The sequence below is a fragment of the Paenibacillus sp. FSL R7-0297 genome, from assembly GCF_038009025.1.
Lineage (GTDB): Bacteria > Bacillota > Bacilli > Paenibacillales > Paenibacillaceae > Paenibacillus_AQ.
Genome location: NZ_JBBPAQ010000001.1, coordinates 4928952 through 4950366 on the forward strand (window position 1 = coordinate 4928952; position 21415 = coordinate 4950366).

The window sequence follows — 21415 nt, forward strand, 5'->3', positions numbered from 1 at the left end:
TTCCTTTCTTCAGCTCATTTGTTGAACCGGATTGTCAGCAGATCGGCGTAGGCCTGCTCAGGAACCTTCAGATCCGAGATAAGATAGAATTGAGGCTTGCTGAACCGCTCTTCCCCGTCTTGAAGATACAGCGGGTCTATGGCATAAGACAGTGCCGCATGAGTGTTGGCCATGAAGGCTGTAGAAGTAAGATCCTTTGCAGTAACTAGAGTCAGGCGCTGTTTACGTTCTGTGGAGCCCACCTGAAGGATTCCGTTAGTACTTCTAACCCCCAGCTGGACTCTTCCTGCCTTATACACAAGCTCTTCACCACTGCTGTTCTTCAGATACCCTCTGCTGTCCTTAAGATCGGCGGCCGCACGGTAATGGGACGAGGTGTCAAGCTCGAGCGGATATAACGGCGTCCCTGTATTCTGTTCAATGTGTACAGTAGAGGCAAGCACAGGTACACCCGGAAGCAGCATGAAATACTGATGAAGGGTTAGCCCTTTATATTTATCATTCTGCTTAATGGTAACGCTCATGCGTATGCCCGACCAGCGGTTACCTTTGTTGTCCGTGAGCTCAGCGAACTCAGCGGTCCGCGGATCCTCCATGAAGCTGCGTAAGGACATGTCATTGATCGAAGTTAAAATCCCACCCACCCAGGGATTCCACCAGGATTTAGCTATGGGCTGTGGAAAAGAGGAATCCAGCCACTCCTGGCCATGATACTCCAGCGAGAATAATCCCGGAGCAAAATGGCTGCTGGCCTGTATCCGCAGAATTCCGTTGTCTACGGCAAGCACCTGAGACTGCTCAATCTCCAGAGTCTGACGGCGGATAACCTGATCCGACACAGGAAAGACAAGGAAAGCTCTTGAGCTCTCATAAATATCCATATCCAGCTGCAGCGTAAGGAGATCAGGCTCAGAGCCTAATGAACGGGTCAGCGGAAGGCTGATTTCCGAGAGCTTGTGTTCACCTTGTACCGTAACCGAGGTCTCCTCAATGCTGCCTGCACAAGAAGAAACAGTGATCTCGCCGTCCAAATAACTCTTCTTCTGCTCCAGAATGGAGAGTGTAAGCGGACCGCTGATGAACGGGTTACCCTGATTAAGCTTCACTTCCAGCTGTTGTGCAGCATTCAGATCGCGTGTGTTGCTGCATTGCAGTGCGAATGAACGGAAATCCTGCCAGGTGTTCCAGGTCCCCAATGCAATCCGCAGCGGACTTGTCTCCAGCTTGCCTCCAGCCGGAATCCGGCCCAGCGAATGCTCAACGGCGTGCAGCCAAGACTCCTGGATGAGCTCTAATTCTGCCGGCCAGCTGATCCCCCGCGTGATTGCTCCATGGGAAGCGAACATCCAGTTCTCTGTAAACTTTTGCACATCCCAGTAGTCCGGGCTGGAAGCTTCTGCGCCTGATTTCAAATCCAGATACTTGCCGTTATAAGGAATAACGCCTCCCCTAAGACTGAACTCGAAGCTGTCCTTCAAGATCAATTCTTCCTCCTGATCCGTTTCCAGCGGGTTATGAATCCTAAAATGCCGCGAGATGAGCCCATTGCTGTTCAGTTTCACCACCATGGTCAGCAGCATGCCCTTTCTTGCTGTCAGTTCATAGACGGCTTCAAGCACAATGGCTCCAGCATCTGTATCATACTGCACTTCAACAGGCGATACCTTCTTGAACTCATTGGTATAAGGCAGACCGAACTTCGGATAGGGCAGGCTAACGACATTCTTACGTCCGTCATATAGCTTCAGCGTATTGCCGGATTTCTCCAGGACTGCCGAATATCTTCCGCTGCTGATGATCCATTCCTTCTCCGTTTTGCCGCCAAAGGCAGCATCTGCCCCAGGGAAGACCAGGCTCATCTCCTGCTGGAGAATTAATGAAGCGGCCTTCGCAGGACTGCTGCCCCAATTAAGGATCTTCACATGATGATGCCAAATACCGTAGGCTTGCAGCCGCGCTTGTACAGTCACCGTTCTCCGGCCCTTTGCCGGAACTTCGACTTTAAGTGCAGACTGCCGGAAAGAGAGTATAGCATCATCAGGCAGGTCGAAGGCGAACACCGTATCTGCGTTGTATTCATTTTCGACAATCACATCAATCTCAAGCTCTTCGCCTATATAAGCTATTCTGTCCGGCAGCTGCAGCTGGACTTTGACCGGGAACTTGGGTTCAACCCCGAGTTTGAATACGGCGGGCAGGCCATTAATGAGCAGTTCAGCCTCAACAACCGGATGAGTCTGATAGATACTCTGTTCCTCTTCTGCCGGATGGATGAAGAAGCTGCCTTCGATCCGTGCCTCGGATTCAATTTCCTGCGCTTCGTTCAGCTCAAAGCTGATTTGCGGATTGCTTATGCCCTTAATCTCCAGAGCCAACGGCTTTCCGCTTTTATTCACAGCTTCATAGACAATGGGGTATCGGGCTCCGAAAGGCAGCTCATGCCGTTCAGGAATCGTTGCCTGTATCCGGTAATCCTCCGTCTCAATCAGGCGCAGGCCGCGGCCGCTCCGCTCAAACTGCATTGTCAGCCGCAGGCCGTCTTTCAGCCATTCATATGTAAAATAGTCAAATCCGTTGTCTCCCTGCCCGTCAGGCTGAACGTTGATTTCGCGGATGCTGTCGTTATACCAGTCGATCTTCCCGAAATAAGACTTCACCGCTCCGGTCTGCAGCACTGAAGGGATGAAGTTCATCAGGTGGGTGGTATCGTCCCGTTTCTCCCAGAAAAAGCCGCTTTTCTTATAGGTAGGAACCGCTTTGACGTTGCCCGGCCAGGTGTACAAATCCAGCCGCGCCCAGCCAAGCCGAATCGTCTCCTCGACAGCATGTCTCACCAGTCTCTTGCCAACCTTACGTCCATGGAAATCCGGTCTGACATTAAGCAGTGGTATATAAAGCGCGCCTGTATCCTCTTTGTAGTGGGAGAAGCTGCAATATCCGATAACCTCTCCGCCCGCAACGGCCAGAAATACCTTGAGCAGCGTGCTGTTCTCGTGTTCACGGAGCACACTTTCCTCTGTCCGGTAAGTATTATCCCCGCCCCAGCTCTCAAAGCTCCGATTCCACATCTCGGCAATGGATGCGGCATGTTTGGCAGGCACGTATTCTTCAATGACGATGTCTTGTGTTTCCGGCATTACGATATTCCCTCCTCAGATCACTATAGCTTCTCACCTAATGCAATGTACACACACGGCAAAAAGTGGATGTTTTTTACAGTATATAATAGAAGGTTTAACCATAGTAATATCTTCTTTGATTATAAAAGATTATTACCTATAGCTATCATCATACCGTGCCCGCTCCGGTCATTGCAAAACTATGAACAAGCTATGCAAAGGATAACCTTGCACCCACCAGATACCCGATAGAGACAAACAGAAGCGACCAGATAAATGCACCGGCAACGGTGACAACCAGATATTTCCTGAAAGACATTGCGCTGATCCCGGAGATATAGCTCGTAACATGTCTGAGGCCCGGGACGAAATAAGCGATGAAGACCGTCCAGTTTCCGAACCGGAAGAACCATCGTTTCACACTCGCGAACCGCTTCGGCGTAAGTCCTATCCACTTCCCGTATTTATCCACCACCGGTTGCCCGAGTCTCAGACCGATCGTATAGCTGATCAGCATACCTGTTATGGAGCCGATGAAGCACACCAGCACCGAAACTGAGAAATCAAGCACCATTGTCGAAGACAGATAGCCCACGAACAGCATCAGCAGCTCGTCGGGAACCGGGAGTCCAAGAAGTCCCAGCGCGAGCAGTGCAAATATAGCTATATATCCGTATTGCGAGATCATCTCCATGATCCAGGGCATAAGGCATCACTTCCTGTTGACGTATTTTTTGAACGACGGGAATGGAATCCGGCTTACCATGAGCAGTGACAGCAGTCCCATTACGGCGATGACCAGCTCCGGCTTCATCCGTTCATCCACCAATGTAATCATCGATAAAATAACGCCTGCAGCTGTAATCGGCATCCCAGTGAACCCCTTCGAAGGTGCAGACAGATTAAATCTGGCCAGGCGCAGCGCCCCGCAGATCAGGAAGGTAATCGCAGCAACAGGTCCAAGCCACTGCATATTCTCCAGTCTGTACAACAATATGAGGAAGGTTGGAGCAAGCCCAAAGGAAATAATATCTGCCAGGGAATCCAGTTGTTTGCCGAAATCGCTGGTACAATGGAGCATTCTTGCCAGCAATCCGTCCATGACATCACATATTGCCGCGAGCAGTATCATTAATAAGGCGAGATTATAACGTTCTTGAATGGTGAAAAGCAAGGAAACTGATCCAAGTCCCAGGTTTCCCAGTGTGCACATTGAAGGCAGCCAGTTCCATTTCATGCTGTTTCACTCCTTTCTCAAAATATAAGAATTCTTGACAGGTTGTAAGGAGTCCGTTCAGCCTTCAAAGGTCACACTAAAACAGACGCCGTCCGTTGTGTTTATCACTGCATACCGGCAGCCGTGCATATCGAGTATCTGCTTCGTAATCGAAAGCCCGAGTCCGGTTCCTCCTGTCAGACGGCTGCGTGAAGCCTCCGCCCGGTAGAAGCGCTCCCAGATCTGCTCCAGCTGATCTTCGGGGATGTTCTCACCCTTATTGTGTATGTTGAATGAGAGTGATTTCTCATGACCCTCCACAGCTACTGTTATTGTACTATCATGCTCCGCATGTCTGATCGCATTGGTCAGCAGGTTGCTGATTACCTGCTCAATCCATGACACATCTGCATAAAGCGGCCGCTCATTCGCCGGAATAATAACCACATTCAGCTGCTTGTCACCGAGTGAATGGATCAGCTTGTCCGTCACCTTCTCCGTCATTTCACTCAGCATAAAGGAGCTTTTGCGGAGTTTGATGGTCCCGGACTCCAGCTTGGCTAAATCGAGCATATCTTTGACGAGAAACTCCATCTTGTCGGCTTCCTCGATAATGACCTTGATATAATGATCCTGTTTGCCGGCGCTTACCCCATCCTCCAGACCTTCGGCGAATCCCTTGATAATACTGAGCGGAGTCTTCAATTCGTGAGAGGCGCTCGCAAAAAAGTCCTGCTGCATCTGCTCCATTTTCTTCTTCTGCTCCATGTCTTCAACCAGTTGCTGATTCGCCTCACGAAGGTCACCCAGTGCAGCATCCAGACTTTGCGACAAAGTGAACATACTTTTGGACAAGCTGCCCAGCTCATCCTTTTGACGGATCGAAGAATGACCTGTGAAATCCAGCGATACCATCCGTTTCGCGATATTATTGAGCTTAATCAGCGGACGGGTAACCATCTTGGAATAGAACAGTGACAGGACCAGTATCAGAACAAACCCGCCGATCCCCAGATATAAAAAGAACCAGCGCAGCGCTACATTCGAATCCTTAACATCCTGCAGGGAGGTGACCGTAAATAAGAGTTCAATCTCCCCGTCCGCCTGCTTGACCGGAAGAATGATGACTGAATTCCGGATGCCGCTCCAGGGAGCGGTCCACTCCTCTTTCAGTATGTTCAGATTACGGAGCTCTTCATTCTGCTCAAGAGTCAGAGGAAACCAGTCCTCCAAGGCCTCGAAGAGGATGCCCTGCCGCGGATTCCAGACCTTCAGATCCGGTAATACAAGTTCAGTGATTGTCCCGGAAATAGTGCTCATCCCGTCGTCGGGCTCCTCGCCTATCTGCGGTCCGCCTTGCTTTGTAATTGTGAGCGGATAGATCAGATTCCCAGAGTCATTGTCTTCCTCAAGACGTTCTCCCTGGACAGTGACTTGATCATTTTCCTTCAGATTGGCTGCCCTAAGCGTATCCCCGTACTCGTTCATGAACAGGGACATCGGAATTACCTGAATCTTGCCCGCCTCATCCGTCAGCTTCATCCGGAACGGGTCCTCTGACTTCATTCGGCCATCCAGCTTCAGAATGACCATTTGAGTCTTATTGCGCAGCATGAAGCGGACCAGTTCGCGGGACGTACGGCTACGCCCCCAGGATTCTTCCGTATAGCCCGTCCCGAAGCTCTTAAGATGCTTCTCCACCCTGTTCTCCTTCTGGCTCTGGTAGAAGCTGTCGAAGAACAGCAGCTGGCTCAAGATCACCATCCCGTAAAAACATACAAAAAAGATTACAGTCATCACAAACAGCTTAAAGGTAATTCCGCGTCTTCTCATTCCTCAACCTCGAACCTGTACCCTGTACCGATGACCGTACGGATAAACCGGGATTCATAACCCAGCTTGCTGCGCAGTTTCTTGATATGGCTATCCACGACACGGGAGTCTCCCTCAAATTCAATTCCCCAGACCCGGCTGAGGATCGTATCCCGGGAAATCACCATCCCTTTGTTCCGGATCAGCAGCGTTAATAGATCATATTCCTTCGGGGTAAGCTCGACTTCTGCACCCTCTAACTCCAGACGGTGGGCCGGCGTATTGAAGATCGCCGACCCAAACTTCACAATGCCCGAATCCGGCAGATGTGTGCCTTGGGCCCGTTTCATAAGCGCATTTGCCCGGGCCACCAGTACCTTGGGACTGAAGGGCTTGGTTACATAATCATCTGCACCTAATTCAAAGCCGTATATTTTGTCGTCATCTGCAGACTTGGCGGTCAGCAGAATAATGGGGATCGCTGATTGCTTGCGGATTTCCCGGCAGACTTCAAAACCATTCATCTTGGGCATCATGATATCCAGAATCAGCAGATCCGGCAGAAGTGAATCGAACCAGAGGAGCGCATCCTGTCCGTTGTCGGCTTCGCGCACTTCCCAGCCGTTCTGGATGAAATAATCCGATACCAGTTCACGGATACGCAGCTCATCCTCGACGAGCAGCAATTTCTTCTTCAATGTAGTCCCCGCTTTCCCCCCGTTTATACCACTCAGCATAGTCGAGTTGTATGTCCTTTATGTGCCCTGATTCAAATTTTCTAAGAAAAAGAAGCAGCGCATTGCGCTGCCCTCCTGAAATGTAACTATTCAAATGTACTGTTGCTGCCTTAGCCTGCCTGAACCGCATGCTTGAACTGGCTGCTATACAGCTCATGGTACACACCTTTTAGAGCAAGCAGCTGCTCGTGGCTGCCCTGCTCGGCGATCTGACCGCCCTGGATGACGAGAATCCTGTCCGCATCCTGGATCGTGCTTAGCCTATGGGCAATCACAAAGCTGGTCCGGCCCTGCATCAGGGTCCGCATCGCCTGCTGGATATGCATTTCAGTCCGGGTATCCACGCTGCTGGTTGCCTCATCGAGAATAAGGATAGCCGGATCGGCAAGGATGGCACGGGCAATCGTCAACAGCTGGCGCTGGCCGTGGCTGAGCGATGTTCCGTCCGTGCCAAGCATCGTATCGTATCCATGCGGCAATCTTGCGATGAACCCGCTGACGTTAGCCAGGCTTGCGGCCTCTTCAACCTCACTGTCAGTAGCGTCCAGGCGGCCGAACCGGATATTCTCACGAATTGTTCCAGAGAATACATGCGCGTCCTGCAGTACCATACCTAACTGGCTGCGCAGCTCATTTTTGTTCAGTTCGCGGATATCTCTTCCGTCGATCAGCAGCTCTCCGCTGTTCATTTCGTAGAAGCGGGTCAGCAGGTTAACAATAGTAGTCTTCCCTGCCCCGGTCGGGCCGACGAGTGCGATCTTCTCGCCAGGCTTAGCTACGAAGCTTACACCGCTCAGGATCGGAGCATCCGCCTGATAGCCGAAGACGACATCACGGAATATCACTTCCCCGTGCACCCGGGGCAGCTCTTGCGGCTGCTCGCCGATGTACTCCGAAGGCATATCCATCACTTCGAATACACGCTCCGCTCCGGCAATTGCCGACTGGATCAGATTGTATTGGTTCGCAAGCTCGGATATCGGCCGGCTGAACTGCTTGGCGTAGTTCAGCATACTGACAATTACTCCGACTGTAGCCAGGCCTTTGAATGCCATCCATCCGCCCACACTGGCAATCAGCGCGAAATCCAGGTTGTTAATCAGGTTCATGACCGGACCGACCAGCCCGGATACAATCTGCGCCTTAATGCTGACCTTATTAAGTTCACCGCTCATTCCGCGGAACCTTGCCGTTTCAGCTTCTTCTCTGCGGTACTGCTTGATCACCTTCTGGCCGCTGATCGCTTCTTCAATGAAGCCGTTGAGTTCACCCAGATGCTGCTGCTGGTTCTTGAAATAGATCCGGCTGAGGCCAGTAATCTTACGGCTGGCCAGCAGGACCAGCGGGATCGTCACCAAAGCGATAACCGTCAGAGGAACATTCAGCATCAGCATTATGACCAGCGAACCGCTTAATGTGATGAGACTGTTCAGCAGCTGGGTCACACTTTGATTCAATGAGTTCGACACGTTGTCGATGTCATTGGTTGCCCGGCTCATCAGCTCACCATTGGCACGCGTATCGAAGAAGCCTATAGGTAGCTCCTGATATTTAGCGAACAGATCACGCCGCAGCTCGTACACCGTTCTCTGGGACACGGAAGTCATTACGTAGGCCTGCACCCAGGAGACGGCGCTGCCAAGCAGGTAAACACCGCCCAGCATGATACAGAACCGGACGAGCCGCCCATAATCATGGGGAATGATTGCCGAGTCTATCGCTTTTCCGAGCAGATAAGGCCCGATCAGTGCTACTACGGCGTTAAGTATTGTAAATACATAGACCATAATAAGTCCCGTACGCTGACGGTTCAGATAAGACCAGATGCGCTTGATCGTAGCCATGCGGTTCTTCGCGCGAACCTTCGGCACCACAGCTCCTCGTCCGCCGGGAGGCCCCCCGCCGAACCCGCCTGGGCGGACGGGTGCCTGTGTCTGATTAGGATGACTGGACATAAGGTTCCTCCTCTCCCTTCAGCTGCGACTCCCGGATATCCCGGTAAATCTCGCTGCCTGCCATCAGTTGTTTATGGGTGCCCTGGGCAGCAATCCGGCCATTCTCCAGGATCAGGATCCGGTCCGCATCGATGATCGACGATACACGCTGAGCTATCATAACTATGGTGCAGTTCCGCAGCTGAGTCTTCAAAAGCAGACGAATCCGCGCATCCGTTACCGCATCCAGCGCACTGGTGCTGTCGTCCATAATCAGAACTACGGGCTGAATCAGCAGCGCACGCGCGATGGACAGCCGCTGCTTCTGTCCGCCGGACAGATTAACCCCACGCTGCCCGAGCAAGGTGTCATAACCATCCGGCAGTGTATTAATAAACCCATGTGCTTCGGCGGCTATAGCTGCCTGCTCTACCTCTGCATTTGTGGCTTCCGGACGGCCGTAGCGGATATTGTCCCTAATGCTGCCGCTGAACAGCAGCGACTGCTGCATAACGAAGCCGATCCGGCTGCGCAGATGATCAATGCCAATCTGCCGGATGTCTGTTCCGTCAATGGCAATAGCTCCGGACAACACCTCGTAGAACCGTGGAATCAGGCTGACCAGCGTGGATTTGCCGGCACCGGTAGCCCCCAGAATAGCAACTGTCTCGCCGGGGTTCGCAACAAAGCTGATATCTTCCAGCACAAGATTCTCATCTGCCCGGTTATAGGCGAACGAGACTTGGTTGAATTCGATCCGTCCATACGTAATTACATCACTATTCGCCGAAGGTGCTTCTGTAATCTCGCTTGTGGTTGCGAACACTTCATTCACCCGGTCTCCTGACACCTTAGCCCGTGATACAAACGCGAGCATGTTGCTCAGCATCATCATGGACATCAGCAGCTGGGTTACATAGTTAATGAATGCGATCAGTTCACCCACCGGCAGCTTGCCGCTCCAGTTCTGCAGCCCGCCGAACCAGAGGACGGCAATAATACTTGCGTTCAGGATAGCCATCATCAGAGGCATGTTGAGCGCCATTAGGCGAATGGCTCTAATTCCGGTATTGGTATAGTCTGTGTTAGCGGTATCGAACCGCTTCTGCTCATGTCCCGCGCGGACAAAAGCTTTGATCACGCGGATGCCGGATAGGTTCTCCTGCAGCACATTGCTTACCCCATCCAGCTTCTCCTGCATTCTAGCAAACAAAGGAAAAGATAGACGGATCAGCACGTATAGCAGAATGAACAGCAGCGGGACCGCAGCCAGCAGGATTAGCGCCAGCGACGGACTGATCCGGATCGCCATCACCAGACTGCCGATCAGCAGCAGTGGAGATCGAACAAACATCCGTAATATCATCTGCATGAAAGTCTGCAGCTGTACCACATCATTCGTTAAACGGGTGATCAGTGATCCGGTCTTGAGCCGGTCCAGATTCCGGTTAGAGAAGGTCTGGATATGCTCAAATAGCTTGATCCGCAGATCATTCCCGAAATTCTGTGAAGCGATACTTGAAAAAACAGTACAGCCTACACCGCCGACCATACCTATGATTGCAACCCCAAGCATGATCCCGCCTGTCGAAATAATATGCGGCAGATCATTCATCATCAGGCCCTTGTCCACGATGCTGGCCATCAGTGCCGGCTGCAGCAGGTCCATAACTACCTCAACTACCATTAACAGCGGGGCGAGCACGCACCAGAGTACATACGGCTTCATGAACCCCCTGAGTTTCCACATTCAGGTCACCTTCATCTCATCAGTCGTCCGTTTACGGCAAGTATGTGATTTTATCAGCGATTGGCGTTCTCTGCTTGGCAGCAGGGATTTCCGCCGGATAGCCCACAGCGAGTACAGCTATCACATCATGCTCCTGCGGAACGCCAAGAATCTCACGGCCCCGGACTGAAGCGCCCAGGGACGACCAGAACACACCTGCACCTGCTTCATGGGCAGCCAACATGAAATTCTGGATATAGCAGGAGACGGCCATAACGTTCTCATCGCGTTCCATCTGGCTGGCGGCAGGCTTGGAGAGAATGCCAATTAACAATGGAGCTCCGCCGAAATCTGTCTTATGGTTCAGCGCTGCTCTTGTCTCCGGTCCAATAAACAGCAGCTCCCAGGGCTCGTTCATCCGGTGATTCGGGGCATAGCTTGCCGCCTCCAGCCAAGAGTTCACATCGTTCTCCTGGATTGGCTCCGGTTTGAAGACTTTAATTGTTCTGCGGGTCTGGATGGTATCAATGATTGTCATGGTTTATGTTCACTCCTTCAGTTGTATACATTTGTATACCCTTATTCAGGGAATTGTCAAGCCGCATAACAAAACAACTCATAAAGCTCCGCAGCAGCGGTCTCTTCATGAGTTGTTTCTGGTTAGTTTGTCATTTCTGCTCCAGGGCATATTTCGTGAACGTTTGCTGCTTGAAATCATCCCAGGCCGGAGTAGGCAGACCCGCTTGCTGTTTAAGCGGTTCAAACGCTTGATAAAGTGCGGAAATCTCGCTGAAGGAGCCGTCCACCAGCTTCATGAATGGCAGCTTGTGGACCATTTTCATTCCTTGATAGACCAGCCGTGGATGCCGCTTAACCCCTTTCACGAGTGCTGCCGGATTCGTCTTAATGCCAAGCTTGTCAAGCACACTGAATCCTTCATCTATCAACGCAACGGCTTGTTTCCAGCGGGCGTTATCCTTTGTTGCTTTTGCCAAATCGCCGTTATGAAGATAACTGACTGAAGTGATAGCTACAATTGGAACAATATGGCTCAGCAACCATGCGGTAATATCCTCCGGATAATCAAGCTTGTATTTCGTCTGCCGGAAGGCCTGCGCAAGCTCGGACTTGAAGGGAACCTCCCCTTCCAGGCTGCCCAGCACCATTTGAACACCCATACGAATGCTGATCACACGGCCGTTCTTCTCCCGGATCCCTCCGCTAAGCTGAAACCCGAACACGATATTCTGTGGAATTCGGCTGTTCTCCTTGAAGAACCGCTGCATGCCGTGAGTATCTCCGTTATTGCCGACCAGAACAATATTGGTACTCTGGTTGTCCGCCAGAAGCGGCAGCACCGCCGGGAAGTCATTGTACTTCATCACCACGAAGATCAGATCATAGACATCCTCCGTCCGGAGTCCGGTAATAACCTTCACCTGGTCTACAGTCGTTTTACGCTGAAAATAATGCCGGATCACCAGCCCGTCCTGCTGCAGCTGGGCCGCTCTCTTCGCCCGGGCGAGCACCGTTACGTCATTCCCGCCACGCACCAGCACATGTGCCAAATAACTGCCGAGTACACCTGCTCCAATAACTAATATCCGCATCATTAATCCCCTCTCATCTTCAAACATTTGTTCTTTTCTGAACATCTGTTCATTAGATTATCAGCAGAGGGGATGATGCGCAATTGCCAATGCGGGCATGTCTGTACATTTATGAACATAGTGCAGGTGATTGTCTATTAATAAGCTTGGGCCCAGGCCCAGCGGATCTTCTTCATTCCACAACGCACGCCATAGAGGTGTGCGCGACTGGCCGATGATTGCTTCTCCTACAGGGGCTTTTCTGCGAATGGACCATGACTATCCGTGTGCATTCTTCTGAATTATGAGCGGTAAATTTCCTCACCCAGCTCCTGATTGACCGCCTGGATAAAAGCCCGATGTCCTCCGTCCGGTTCCATTCTGCGGGGCAACGCCCGGGCAAGAATCTGTTCCGGCCCCTTTAGATCGAACTCGAAGCTGTCAACGAGAATCGCCCTGACCTCCTCTGGAGACGCTCCATTAGCGAACCGGTCCGCTGCTTTATATACATCACAGTTCTCATAGCAGCCTTCCTGCTGCAGACCGATCCAGTCGTATCTCTTTTTGATCAGAACCAGTAATGTTGTTATGACCGTGAGCAGACCAATATTTCTAAACATCAGATCCATTTACATTGCCTTCCTTCTTCTGTGTATCACTTCCGCTTCAGCGTACCACTCATGCCATTAATTCAGGGTTAGGGTTTGCTTCAGCGAATTAAGATTTCGTTAAAATGCCGGTAGCACAACCGCTCCAGTTAGCGCCTCCATAGCTGGAACGACAAATAACCATGTCTGTTAAGGACATGGTTAAGAATGTTATTGGGGACCGCAGCTGTGCGAATTCCGCCAGCCGGTTCAGATCACCTTGCTGTCGTCTCCTGCCTGAAGCATCCGGTAACCGACACCAATATGCGTCTGGATAATCTTCGGCTGTGAGGGTGTACTCTCGATCTTCTTCCGGAGTGTAGCCATAAATACACGCAGTGCCGGAATATCATACGTAGGGCTGCCCCAGATTTCATGCAGGATGTAATTATGGGTTAATACCTTACCCACATTCTTGGCCAGCAGGCACAGCAGCTTATATTCTATCGGCGTCAGATGGATTTCTTCATCCTCCATCCAGACACAGCCTGCCGAGTAATCGATTCGCAAATTCCCGTTGGTAAAAACAGACGAATCCTTCATCAGCTTCTCGCTGTCTCCCCGGATCCGGCGTAGACTAACCCGCAGCCTGGCCAGCAGCTCCTCCACGCTAAACGGCTTAGTCAGATAATCATCAGCCCCCGCATCGAGCGCTTCAATTTTGTCCCGGTCTTCACTGCGCGCACTGACCACAATAATCGGAATATTGGACCAGGCCCGGACCTTTCGGATAATATCAACACCATCCATATCGGGCAGCCCCAAATCCAGAATCATGATATCCGGCTGACTGGACACGGCCTCTAGAATCGAAGCTTCCCCTGTCTCTGCGGTATGATATTTATAGCCTTGGGTCTCCAGTGTTGTCGTAATCAGCTTGCGGATAGGTTTGTCATCCTCTACCACAAGTATCAAAGGTTTATTCATGGACATTCACCTCTTCTGCCTGCAGGGTGAAGCTGAATACCGTCCCCTGCGGTGCATGATCTCGTAATTCAATATTACCGCCATGGGCGTGGATAATCGACTTGCAGAGTGCCAGTCCTAGGCCTAATCCGCGCCTGCCGTCTCCGCGCACGTTGTCTGCCGTGTAGAACATCTCGAACACCTTGGCTTTGGCTTCAGGTGAAATGCCGGGGCCATCATCAGCGACCTCCACTACCACCCAGCCCGCCTCGCGTCTGGCGGATACCGTTATCTGTGACGCGGGCGGAGTATATTTAATCGCGTTATCCACCAGATTGATGATGACCTGAATAATCAGCCGTGAATCCATTCTGGCCATGAGCAGCTCATCCTCCAGCCGGATCTCAATATGATGCTCATCCTTATTGCGGTTTACATGCAGCAGCGCCTCGGCAATCACTTCCTCCAGCAGCTCCGCCTGAAAATTCAGGTGAAGAGCGCCGTTATCGATCCGGGTAATGGACAGCAGATTCTCCACCAGATTGATCAGCCACATGGAATCATCGTAGATATCGTTATACAGTTCCTTCTTCTGCTCTTCATTCAGGACCATCGAGTTGCCGATCAGTATGCCCGCATTGCCGGAAATACTCGTAAGCGGTGTGCGCAGATCATGTGAAATGCCCCGCAGCAGATTGGTACGCAGCTGTTCCTGCTGGATTTGCAGAGAGATTTCCTTTTGCTTCTCATTCAGCTTATCTTTCTCCAGGGCAAGGGCACATTCACCCAGCATGGCAATCATCAGGCTTTTCTCAAAAACCTCCAGCGGTTCTTCCTGCTCCATTACGATGCCCGCCACCGCAAAGACCGTATCCCCTCCGCGCACCGCATGATACAGACAATGAGCGGCTGAGAAAGTATCTGTTGAAGCTCCTGCCCGTTTGTTATTTTGCAGCACCCACTCCGCAACTCTGCGTTCATCATCGAAGATACAGCTCTGCGGATCAACTGCGGCTTCCTCCTTGGCAAAAATCAGTGGTTCGGCAAGCTCACCCTCCACTACCCCATAAATAATAATGCTCCGGTCCAGCAGCTTGAGCATTTGCAATGCCGTTTCGTTGATAATCGCCGGGGTATCCTTGGCCTGCTGCAGCTTCCGGCTGGTCTCCAGCAGAACCTCAGTCCGGTAAGCCTTTTGTGCGGATTCCCTGGCTTGTTCCTTCACCCGCAAGGTCAGTGTGCTCGTGATAAACGAGGCTGACAGCATGACCAGAAAAGTCACTGGGTAACCGGAATCATAGGCTTGCAGAGAGAATAAAGGCTCAGTAAACAAATAATTAAATACAAGCACACTCAAAATCGAAGTAGCTGCGCTGTACAGCCGCCCTTTCGTAACCATCGCATCCAGCAGAACACCCAGGATATACACGTTGATAATATTCGCTTCACTGAAGCCGAGATACTTGAACCATAACCCGATCAATGTACAGACCAGCAGGATGCCTATCGTTTTACCGGTATCAGCCAGCGTCAGAAGCGGAGATTTGGCATATTGCGGGAACTTTTTGTACAAGGAAGGCCCATTATCCGGAATAATGTAAATATCAATATTCGGAGCGGACGCCGACAGCTTGTCGACAATGGTATATTTGGCCGGCCAGCGGGTTTTGTGCTGAGAACGCCCCAGAACGATCTTGGAGACCCGGCTTGTTTTGGCGTATTCGGCAATTTGTCCGGGAACATCCTCCCCATAGACTGTCGCGACCTGTGCTCCAAGCTGTTCTGCCAATCTCAGATTCTCTCGCAGCTCTGCCTTGTTCTTGACTGTTAATTCTTTCGTCCTAGACGTTTCCACATACAGTGCCGTGAACGTTCCATGCAGGGCATCGGCCATTCTGGCTGCAGTGCGGATCACCTTCTTGCTGGAGATTGCCGAGGACAGGCAGACCAGTATATGATCCTTCGTATAAAAGGTAGCACTGACCGCCTTCTCCCCAAGCTGTACGGCGATCCTGTTCAGCTGGTCAGCTGTATAGCGCAGTGCAATTTCCCGCAGGGCAAGCAGTTTTTCGGGGATGAACAAACCTGCATGTCTCTGCTGCAGCTCTTCATCCGGGTATATCCGGCCTTTCTGGAAACGTTCAATCAGCTCGCCGGGTCCGACATCCACAAACTCCACCAGATCTGCACGGTCAAATACGCTGTCCGGAATACGCTCCAGCACAGGAATACCTGTAATGGAGGTCACGACATCAGTCAGACTCTCTATATGCTCAACATTTACCGTGGTGTATACGTGAATTCCAGCCCGCAGCAGCTCCTCCACATCCTGATATCTTCTTTTGTGGCGGCCTCCCGGAGCATTGGTGTGGGCGAGATCATCGACCAGGATCAGCTGCGGCCTTCTGCGGATCGCGAGGTCAATGTCAAACTCCCGGACCCTTTCCCCGTGAATAGATATGTCCAGCGGTGGCAGAAGCTCCAGCCCGTTCAGCAGCTCCTGCGTATCTGCTCTGTTATGAGATTCAATAAAGCCTGCGGCCACCTGAAGACCTTCCTTTTGTTCTTCATGCGCGGCATAGAGCATAGCACATGTCTTGCCTGCACCGGGTGCGTAGCCGAAGAATATTTTCAGCCTGCCCCGCTGATTCTCAGCCGGTGTGTATCCTGCCATTCGAATGGTTCCTTCCTATATAAGCATCATGCCGTGCGTTCGTACTCTTTATGATAGCGTCAGTATATCATGTGCACAATCAGCATGACATTATGGAATTGGCTGTGGCATTAAGATTGCATTAAGATGAGGTGATGGATGGCATCATTTAGGAGGTGATCCGCAGGGCGGTGCAGAATATTGTAGAGTAAATAATTCAACATACCGATTCTAAGGAGATCTGAGATGACCAACGAACAGCAATCTGGACAAGGGACGATGGAGATGATTTTGGCTGGAGCAGTGAAGCTTCCCGGGGTACAGGTTGACCGGAGTGAATTCCTTGCACAGCAGTTTGCCAAATATGATACTTATGGAAATATGAGTACCATACTGGAGCGGGGACCGCTTGAAGCCGGGATCAGCCTATCGGTCATTGACAAACTAGCCAAGACGCTAATTGAAAAGCGTACTATCTTGAGTACAGCAGCTTCCACAGCAGCAGGCCTTCCGGGCGGATTAGCCATGGCAGCGACCATTCCGGCAGACACCCTGCAGTTTTTTGGCGTAGCCATGCGCTTGTCCCAGGAATTAGCCTACCTTTATGGGGGCGCAGCTCTGTGGCAAGGCAACAACCCGGATTCGGAGCAGGTTAGCCGTGAGCTTACATTATATCTGGGAGTTATGTTTGGAGTGGCCGGCTCTGCTCCGATGCTGCGCATTCTGAACGCACCTAATTCCCGGCAGCTACTGAATGAGCAGACCCGGCAAGACTTCGCCCAAACGATGTATTACCCGCTGCTGAAGAAAATCTCTTCTTATATCGGGATTAAAATTACCAAGAAAACCTTCGCCCAAGGCGCATCCAAGTTCATACCTGTTCTGGGCGGACTTCTCTCCGGTGGGATGACCTATTTCTCCATGAAACCTATGGGACACCGCCTGCGGGAAGCTTTGTACGATGCTTGCGATCATTATTCAGAAGCTCAGCTGGCGCAGGATAGGGATAAGGTGCAGCGTGCGGTTGCAGATTCGGAGATTAATGTAATTGAAGGCGAATTCTTTGACTTAGGGTTTGATTCCAAACCAGAACCGGCAACAACAGCTGCTGCGAAACCGGAGAAATTTAGTGCCGCGGATGAACTGCTGAAGTTCAAACAGCTGCTGGATATGGGCGTAATTTCGCAAGAGGAATTCGACCGCAAGAAATCTGAGCTGCTGAACAGCTGATTTCTTGCGTGAGTCTTGAAGAGCTATGACCTCTGCTATTGCAGGAGGCATAGCTCTTTTTTAATTGTGCTATTGAAGTAGCCTCAGCCAAGTCAGCGTATCCAACGCACCCCCATTTTCCGTGAATGAATATAATTATACTCATTCATTGTTTAGCATTCTTAGCCATTCTTCGACCGATCAGATCAAATAGGCGTCCGGCCAGTCTTTTGAAGGGCCCCAGCGGAACTTTAACATAATAAGCCGACTCAAACCAGCCGTTGTCCTTGTAATGCCGGTAATCTTTGGACTTGTCATCCAGCATATTATGAATACTGGTCCGGGACAAGCGGAACAGCATCAGTCTAAATAACGTGGGCGCTGGAGGTGACGGACGCATAAGCCCTTTGTGGAATCTGGCGGCGGCCTTGCGGATTTGCTGTGAATTTTTCTCTTGGGCAGCTTGTGTTATCGGCTCCATCGTATGAAGCACACAGCCCGGGGTCACCTGAAAGCCCAGATTCTCTCCCATACTGCTAAGATATTTGACGATACCCTTGCCGCCGTAAATGCCCTGGTTGACGACCGCTATATAAGTCTTGCCGAAGAACTGCGGCCGATGGAATACATAAGCCAGCCGGTCCAGCAGATTCTTCATCGTTGCCGATACATGGAATGCATAATTCGGAGTGGCCATAATAACACCATCGGAGCGCTCCATCTTCCTGATCAGTACATCCCGGTCATCTTTGAGCGGGCACAATTCTTCGCCTTTACTGAAGCAGACCTTGCAGCCCCGGCAGAACTCTAGCCTGTAATCCTTCAGGAAAATGTACTCAAACTCAATCTCCCCGTATGTCCTTAGCTGAGCTTCAAATTCGCAGACTGCTCTGTACGTCGCATGCTTTTGCTGATTACCAATGATTGCGGTGACTTTCTTCATGACTGTCCCTCCAGAGTAGTGATGAGATCATAATTATATTTTGGACTTGTTTTTGTGAATGAATATAAATATATTCATTCATTGCATATAATAACATAGTTATGCTTCGTTGTCTGGCCGGATACAGCTTGATCTTGAACGATTAGTGAAGACCTGCAAAAAGGCCACAAGCGTTATCCGCTTATGACCTCACCCTCCCCGTATAATAAAAGCTTGAACAATACCGAGCACATCATCAGACCAGAAGTCCGGGCCGCCATGATCGGCTCCCTCTATTTTGTAGAACTCAACATCCTTACCTTTTTGCTTCAGGTCGTTATACAGCAGCACACTTTGCTCAAAAGGGACCAGACGATCCTTATTGCCATGGATGATTAGGATGGGCGGAATGTCCACTTCCTGCGAAATATGATTCATAATAATGGTTGGTTCCGCCTGCTCCGGATTCACCAGTACATTCAGACCTCCGATCAGCAGGCCTTCGGGAGAATCTGCTCCGGCATGGTCCATCGTTGAGTGCGCCTCATTCATCCGGGTAATATCTGCAGGACCGTAGTAGTCGATGATTCCCTTCACTTCGCAGGAAAATCCGTTGTACACATCCGTATCGAGCGTCTTGTCCTGCGGAGTTATCCCCGTCATCACTGCCGTATGACCGCCGGAGGAGTCTCCCCAAATTACGATTTGCTCCGGATCAATATTAAACTGCCCGGCATTCTTCCGGAGATACCGTATAGCTGTCTTAGCATCCTGGATCTGCGCGGGGAACGGCGCTAGGTCTGACGGGCGGTATTCCACGATTGCAACTGCATAGCCTTGTCTGGATATCCATGACAGCGGTGCGAGATTCGCATCCAGCTGCTGCTGTCTCCATGCCGAACCTTGCACGAACACCAGCAGCGGCCAGGTTGCATCCGGACGTTCATGCTGTGACGGTAATATCAGATGCATATGCAGGGGCCGGCCGTCTCTCTCGCAATAGGTATGATTGTGCAGCACCTTGCAATAGACCGCGTCAGGATTCATAGGCAGGACTTTCATCCCCACCGCTGTCGCTTCCGATGCAGGGAATGCTTTGTAGCTGAGCTCTCTGGGTTCAATCCGCATCATCTTTTGCCTCCTGTGAAATCAGTTGAGTAAATTTTACCACTTCTATTCATACCTTGTCTTGCGATGCGTTTAGGTGCAAAAAAGGAGCTGCGGTAAGATACCGAGCTCCTGTATAGATTCACATCCAAAACCCTCTTGTAAACGCTATAGACCCGTCATAGTCAACGTGTACATTTTGGATTGAAGGATTATGCAGTACACCGGAAACACAATAAAACAGCGGGAGAATTACCATTTGGTCGATAAGCATTTTTTCGGCTTTCGTATAGATTTGCATGCGTATAACAGGATCTGCCGTTTGCCGGGCTTCCTTTAGATAAGCGTCATACCCTTCATCGCTCCAGCCTGTATCATTATCCGGACTCCATGAGGTGAACAGCTCCAGCATAGATGCCGGATCATTGAAATCTGCTCCCCAACCTGCTCTAGCCACCGAGAAATTCTGATTCGCCCGGTTATCCATCAGCTCCGGCCAGCTCTGCACCTCAAGACTTGCCTGAATGCCAAGCTTCTCTTTCCAATCCGAAATGACAGATTCTGCGATGGAATCATGGTTGCCCTCATCATTCATAATAATTGTAAATTCTGGAAGAGTGGTCAATCCTTCTTCACGCAGCCCTTCCTCCAGCAGCACCTTCGCCATTGCAGCGTCTTCTTTTAAGTAGGCTTTGTCGGAGACCTCTAACCTGAAATTCAGCTTCGCTCCATGAATGCTTGGGGGAACAACTCCAAATGCAGGAGTACCGTAACGCAGACCTTCGCGGTCAACGGCCATAGCCAATGCCTTACGTATTTTCAGATTCTTGAATGGAGCCTTATTCAGATTGAATTGATAGTAATAATTAGTTGCATATGGCGCTCCATAAGTAAGCTTGGATGTTCTGTAATCTAAAGAAGATGAATCCAGAAGCTCTTGTCCTCCGCCTCCAACCCAATCCACCTCTTTATTGACGAAAGCAGCCGTCGGATTTGCTGTTCCGGCTTTTGGCAGAAGCAAGCGTACCTCAGACAGCTTGATTTCTTTGGCCGCATAATAATCCGGATTCTTGCCTAGAACAATTTCTTTATAGGACCACTGCTTCAGCTTAAAGGGACCATTGGTTACCATAGATTTAATATCTGATGCCCATTGGCTGTTGGCTTTTGCGTTCTTCGGGTACACCGGCAGATAGATGCTCTCCGCAAGCAACTGAATGAAATAGGAGGTCTTCTCCTTTAATGTGACCTGAAGAGTGGTTGTATCCAACGCCTTTACGCCGATTTTGGCAGCATCCTTGAGAATTCCCTCGTTGTAGTTCTGCGCATTATTAATCATATACATATTAAAAGCGTAGACATGCTTTGCTTCCGGAGCGAGCGCCCGCTTCCAGGCATACTCGAAGTCCGAGGCCAGCACCTGCTGCCCATTGCTCCATTTCGCATTCGAACGAAGGGTGAAGGTATAGATTAGGCCATCATTCGATAGGGTCCATGATTTTGCGATTGCCGGAACAGCCTGGCCGGCAGCATTCAGGCGGAACAGTCCTTCAAACAACCCCTTAACAACCGTAACTGAACTGTCATCTGCAATTACTGCCGGGTCAAGTACCTCTGGAAGACTTCCCAGACCAATACGCAATACAGTATTAGCTTGTGCAGCAGATGAATTGCCCGTCCCTCCCGTGAGCGTTACACTCAACATTAAACCTATTGCCAAAATGACATGAAGCAACCTTTTCATCAACGTTTCCCCTTTGTAAAGCCATTATGTATTAGGAATAGGATAGCATGGGGGGCAGATATTACGCTGTCGGAATTTATCGAAGATCAAT

The 21415-nt window shown here is 50.7% G+C and carries 16 protein-coding genes; 1 reads left to right on the forward strand and 15 read right to left on the reverse strand.

All coding sequences use genetic code 11. The features are described from left to right. Positions 1-14 precede the first annotated feature (14 nt). The 12 genes from MKZ24_RS21505 to MKZ24_RS21560 form a co-directional block, all read right to left on the reverse strand. Complete coding sequence (locus tag MKZ24_RS21505; RefSeq protein WP_340786242.1) at positions 15-3137, reverse strand: GNAT family N-acetyltransferase; 3123 nt, start codon at positions 3135-3137, stop codon at positions 15-17. A 193-nt stretch (positions 3138-3330) separates the two neighbouring features. Continuing rightward, a complete protein-coding gene (locus tag MKZ24_RS21510) occupies positions 3331-3825 on the reverse strand; it encodes a DedA family protein (protein WP_042236387.1) in 495 nt (164 codons plus the stop codon). A gap of 6 nt (positions 3826-3831) precedes the next feature. Further along, positions 3832-4356, reverse strand: coding sequence for a CDP-diacylglycerol--serine O-phosphatidyltransferase (pssA, locus tag MKZ24_RS21515; RefSeq protein WP_042236385.1), 525 nt, complete (start codon positions 4354-4356; stop codon positions 3832-3834). Positions 4357-4413: 57 nt separating this feature from the next. After that, positions 4414-6168 (reverse strand): sensor histidine kinase, encoded by a 1755-nt coding sequence (locus MKZ24_RS21520; protein WP_340786246.1) that lies wholly within the window; start codon positions 6166-6168, stop codon positions 4414-4416. Beyond that, a complete protein-coding gene (locus MKZ24_RS21525) occupies positions 6165-6845 on the reverse strand; it encodes a response regulator transcription factor (RefSeq protein WP_042236381.1) in 681 nt (226 codons plus the stop codon). The genes MKZ24_RS21520 and MKZ24_RS21525 overlap by 4 nt, the downstream gene beginning before the upstream one ends. 149 nt (positions 6846-6994) lie before the next feature. Continuing rightward, positions 6995-8839 (reverse strand): ABC transporter ATP-binding protein, encoded by a 1845-nt coding sequence (locus tag MKZ24_RS21530; RefSeq protein ID WP_340786249.1) that lies wholly within the window; start codon positions 8837-8839, stop codon positions 6995-6997. Then, positions 8823-10568: an ABC transporter ATP-binding protein gene (locus MKZ24_RS21535; RefSeq protein ID WP_340786251.1), complete on the reverse strand. Its 1746-nt coding sequence runs from the start codon at positions 10566-10568 to the stop codon at positions 8823-8825. The genes MKZ24_RS21530 and MKZ24_RS21535 overlap by 17 nt, the downstream gene beginning before the upstream one ends. A 31-nt stretch (positions 10569-10599) precedes the next feature. Then, positions 10600-11085 (reverse strand): nitroreductase family protein, encoded by a 486-nt coding sequence (locus MKZ24_RS21540; protein WP_340786254.1) that lies wholly within the window; start codon positions 11083-11085, stop codon positions 10600-10602. 130 nt (positions 11086-11215) lie between these two features. Further along, complete coding sequence (locus MKZ24_RS21545; RefSeq protein ID WP_340786257.1) at positions 11216-12160, reverse strand: ketopantoate reductase family protein; 945 nt, start codon at positions 12158-12160, stop codon at positions 11216-11218. A 278-nt stretch (positions 12161-12438) separates the two neighbouring features. After that, a complete protein-coding gene (locus MKZ24_RS21550; protein ID WP_042236375.1) occupies positions 12439-12765 on the reverse strand; it encodes a hypothetical protein in 327 nt (108 codons plus the stop codon). A 228-nt stretch (positions 12766-12993) separates the two neighbouring features. Continuing rightward, a complete protein-coding gene (locus tag MKZ24_RS21555) occupies positions 12994-13710 on the reverse strand; it encodes a response regulator (protein WP_042236373.1) in 717 nt (238 codons plus the stop codon). Continuing rightward, positions 13703-16363, reverse strand: a complete 2661-nt coding sequence (locus MKZ24_RS21560; protein ID WP_340786262.1) for a sensor histidine kinase KdpD — start codon at positions 16361-16363, stop codon at positions 13703-13705. Before MKZ24_RS21560 ends, MKZ24_RS21555 begins: the two co-directional genes overlap by 8 nt. 225 nt (positions 16364-16588) lie before the next feature. On the opposite strand from MKZ24_RS21560, the gene MKZ24_RS21565 reads away from it, so the two are divergent. After that, the gene (locus tag MKZ24_RS21565; RefSeq protein ID WP_042236371.1) at positions 16589-17572 is read left to right on the forward strand and encodes an SHOCT domain-containing protein; all 984 of its coding nucleotides are present in this window, start codon (positions 16589-16591) and stop codon (positions 17570-17572) included. Between the two features lie 145 nt (positions 17573-17717). Here MKZ24_RS21565 and MKZ24_RS21570 read toward each other — a convergent pair whose 3' ends face one another. The 3 genes from MKZ24_RS21570 to MKZ24_RS21580 form a co-directional block, all read right to left on the reverse strand. Then, positions 17718-18494 (reverse strand): NAD(P)H-dependent oxidoreductase, encoded by a 777-nt coding sequence (locus tag MKZ24_RS21570; protein WP_340786266.1) that lies wholly within the window; start codon positions 18492-18494, stop codon positions 17718-17720. Positions 18495-18683: 189 nt separating this feature from the next. Continuing rightward, positions 18684-19604: an alpha/beta hydrolase gene (locus MKZ24_RS21575; protein ID WP_340786268.1), complete on the reverse strand. Its 921-nt coding sequence runs from the start codon at positions 19602-19604 to the stop codon at positions 18684-18686. A 118-nt stretch (positions 19605-19722) separates the two neighbouring features. Next, the gene (locus MKZ24_RS21580; RefSeq protein WP_340786271.1) at positions 19723-21324 is read right to left on the reverse strand and encodes a peptide ABC transporter substrate-binding protein; all 1602 of its coding nucleotides are present in this window, start codon (positions 21322-21324) and stop codon (positions 19723-19725) included. Positions 21325-21415: the final 91 nt, after the last annotated feature.

Coding starts and splice junctions, on each gene's coding strand:
- MKZ24_RS21570 (WP_340786266.1), bottom strand. CDS start 18,494: ATGAAGAAAGTCACCGCAATCATTGGTAATCAGCAAAAGCATGCGACG.
- MKZ24_RS21530 (WP_340786249.1), bottom strand. CDS start 8,839: ATGTCCAGTCATCCTAATCAGACACAGGCACCCGTCCGCCCAGGCGGG.
- MKZ24_RS21510 (WP_042236387.1), bottom strand. CDS start 3,825: ATGCCCTGGATCATGGAGATGATCTCGCAATACGGATATATAGCTATA.
- MKZ24_RS21575 (WP_340786268.1), bottom strand. CDS start 19,604: ATGATGCGGATTGAACCCAGAGAGCTCAGCTACAAAGCATTCCCTGCA.
- MKZ24_RS21550 (WP_042236375.1), bottom strand. CDS start 12,765: ATGGATCTGATGTTTAGAAATATTGGTCTGCTCACGGTCATAACAACA.
- MKZ24_RS21540 (WP_340786254.1), bottom strand. CDS start 11,085: ATGACAATCATTGATACCATCCAGACCCGCAGAACAATTAAAGTCTTC.
- MKZ24_RS21580 (WP_340786271.1), bottom strand. CDS start 21,324: ATGAAAAGGTTGCTTCATGTCATTTTGGCAATAGGTTTAATGTTGAGT.
- MKZ24_RS21545 (WP_340786257.1), bottom strand. CDS start 12,160: ATGATGCGGATATTAGTTATTGGAGCAGGTGTACTCGGCAGTTATTTG.
- MKZ24_RS21505 (WP_340786242.1), bottom strand. CDS start 3,137: ATGCCGGAAACACAAGACATCGTCATTGAAGAATACGTGCCTGCCAAA.
- MKZ24_RS21565 (WP_042236371.1), top strand. CDS start 16,589: ATGACCAACGAACAGCAATCTGGACAAGGGACGATGGAGATGATTTTG.
- MKZ24_RS21560 (WP_340786262.1), bottom strand. CDS start 16,363: ATGGCAGGATACACACCGGCTGAGAATCAGCGGGGCAGGCTGAAAATA.
- MKZ24_RS21535 (WP_340786251.1), bottom strand. CDS start 10,568: ATGTGGAAACTCAGGGGGTTCATGAAGCCGTATGTACTCTGGTGCGTG.
- pssA (WP_042236385.1), bottom strand. CDS start 4,356: ATGAAATGGAACTGGCTGCCTTCAATGTGCACACTGGGAAACCTGGGA.
- MKZ24_RS21555 (WP_042236373.1), bottom strand. CDS start 13,710: ATGAATAAACCTTTGATACTTGTGGTAGAGGATGACAAACCTATCCGC.
- MKZ24_RS21520 (WP_340786246.1), bottom strand. CDS start 6,168: ATGAGAAGACGCGGAATTACCTTTAAGCTGTTTGTGATGACTGTAATC.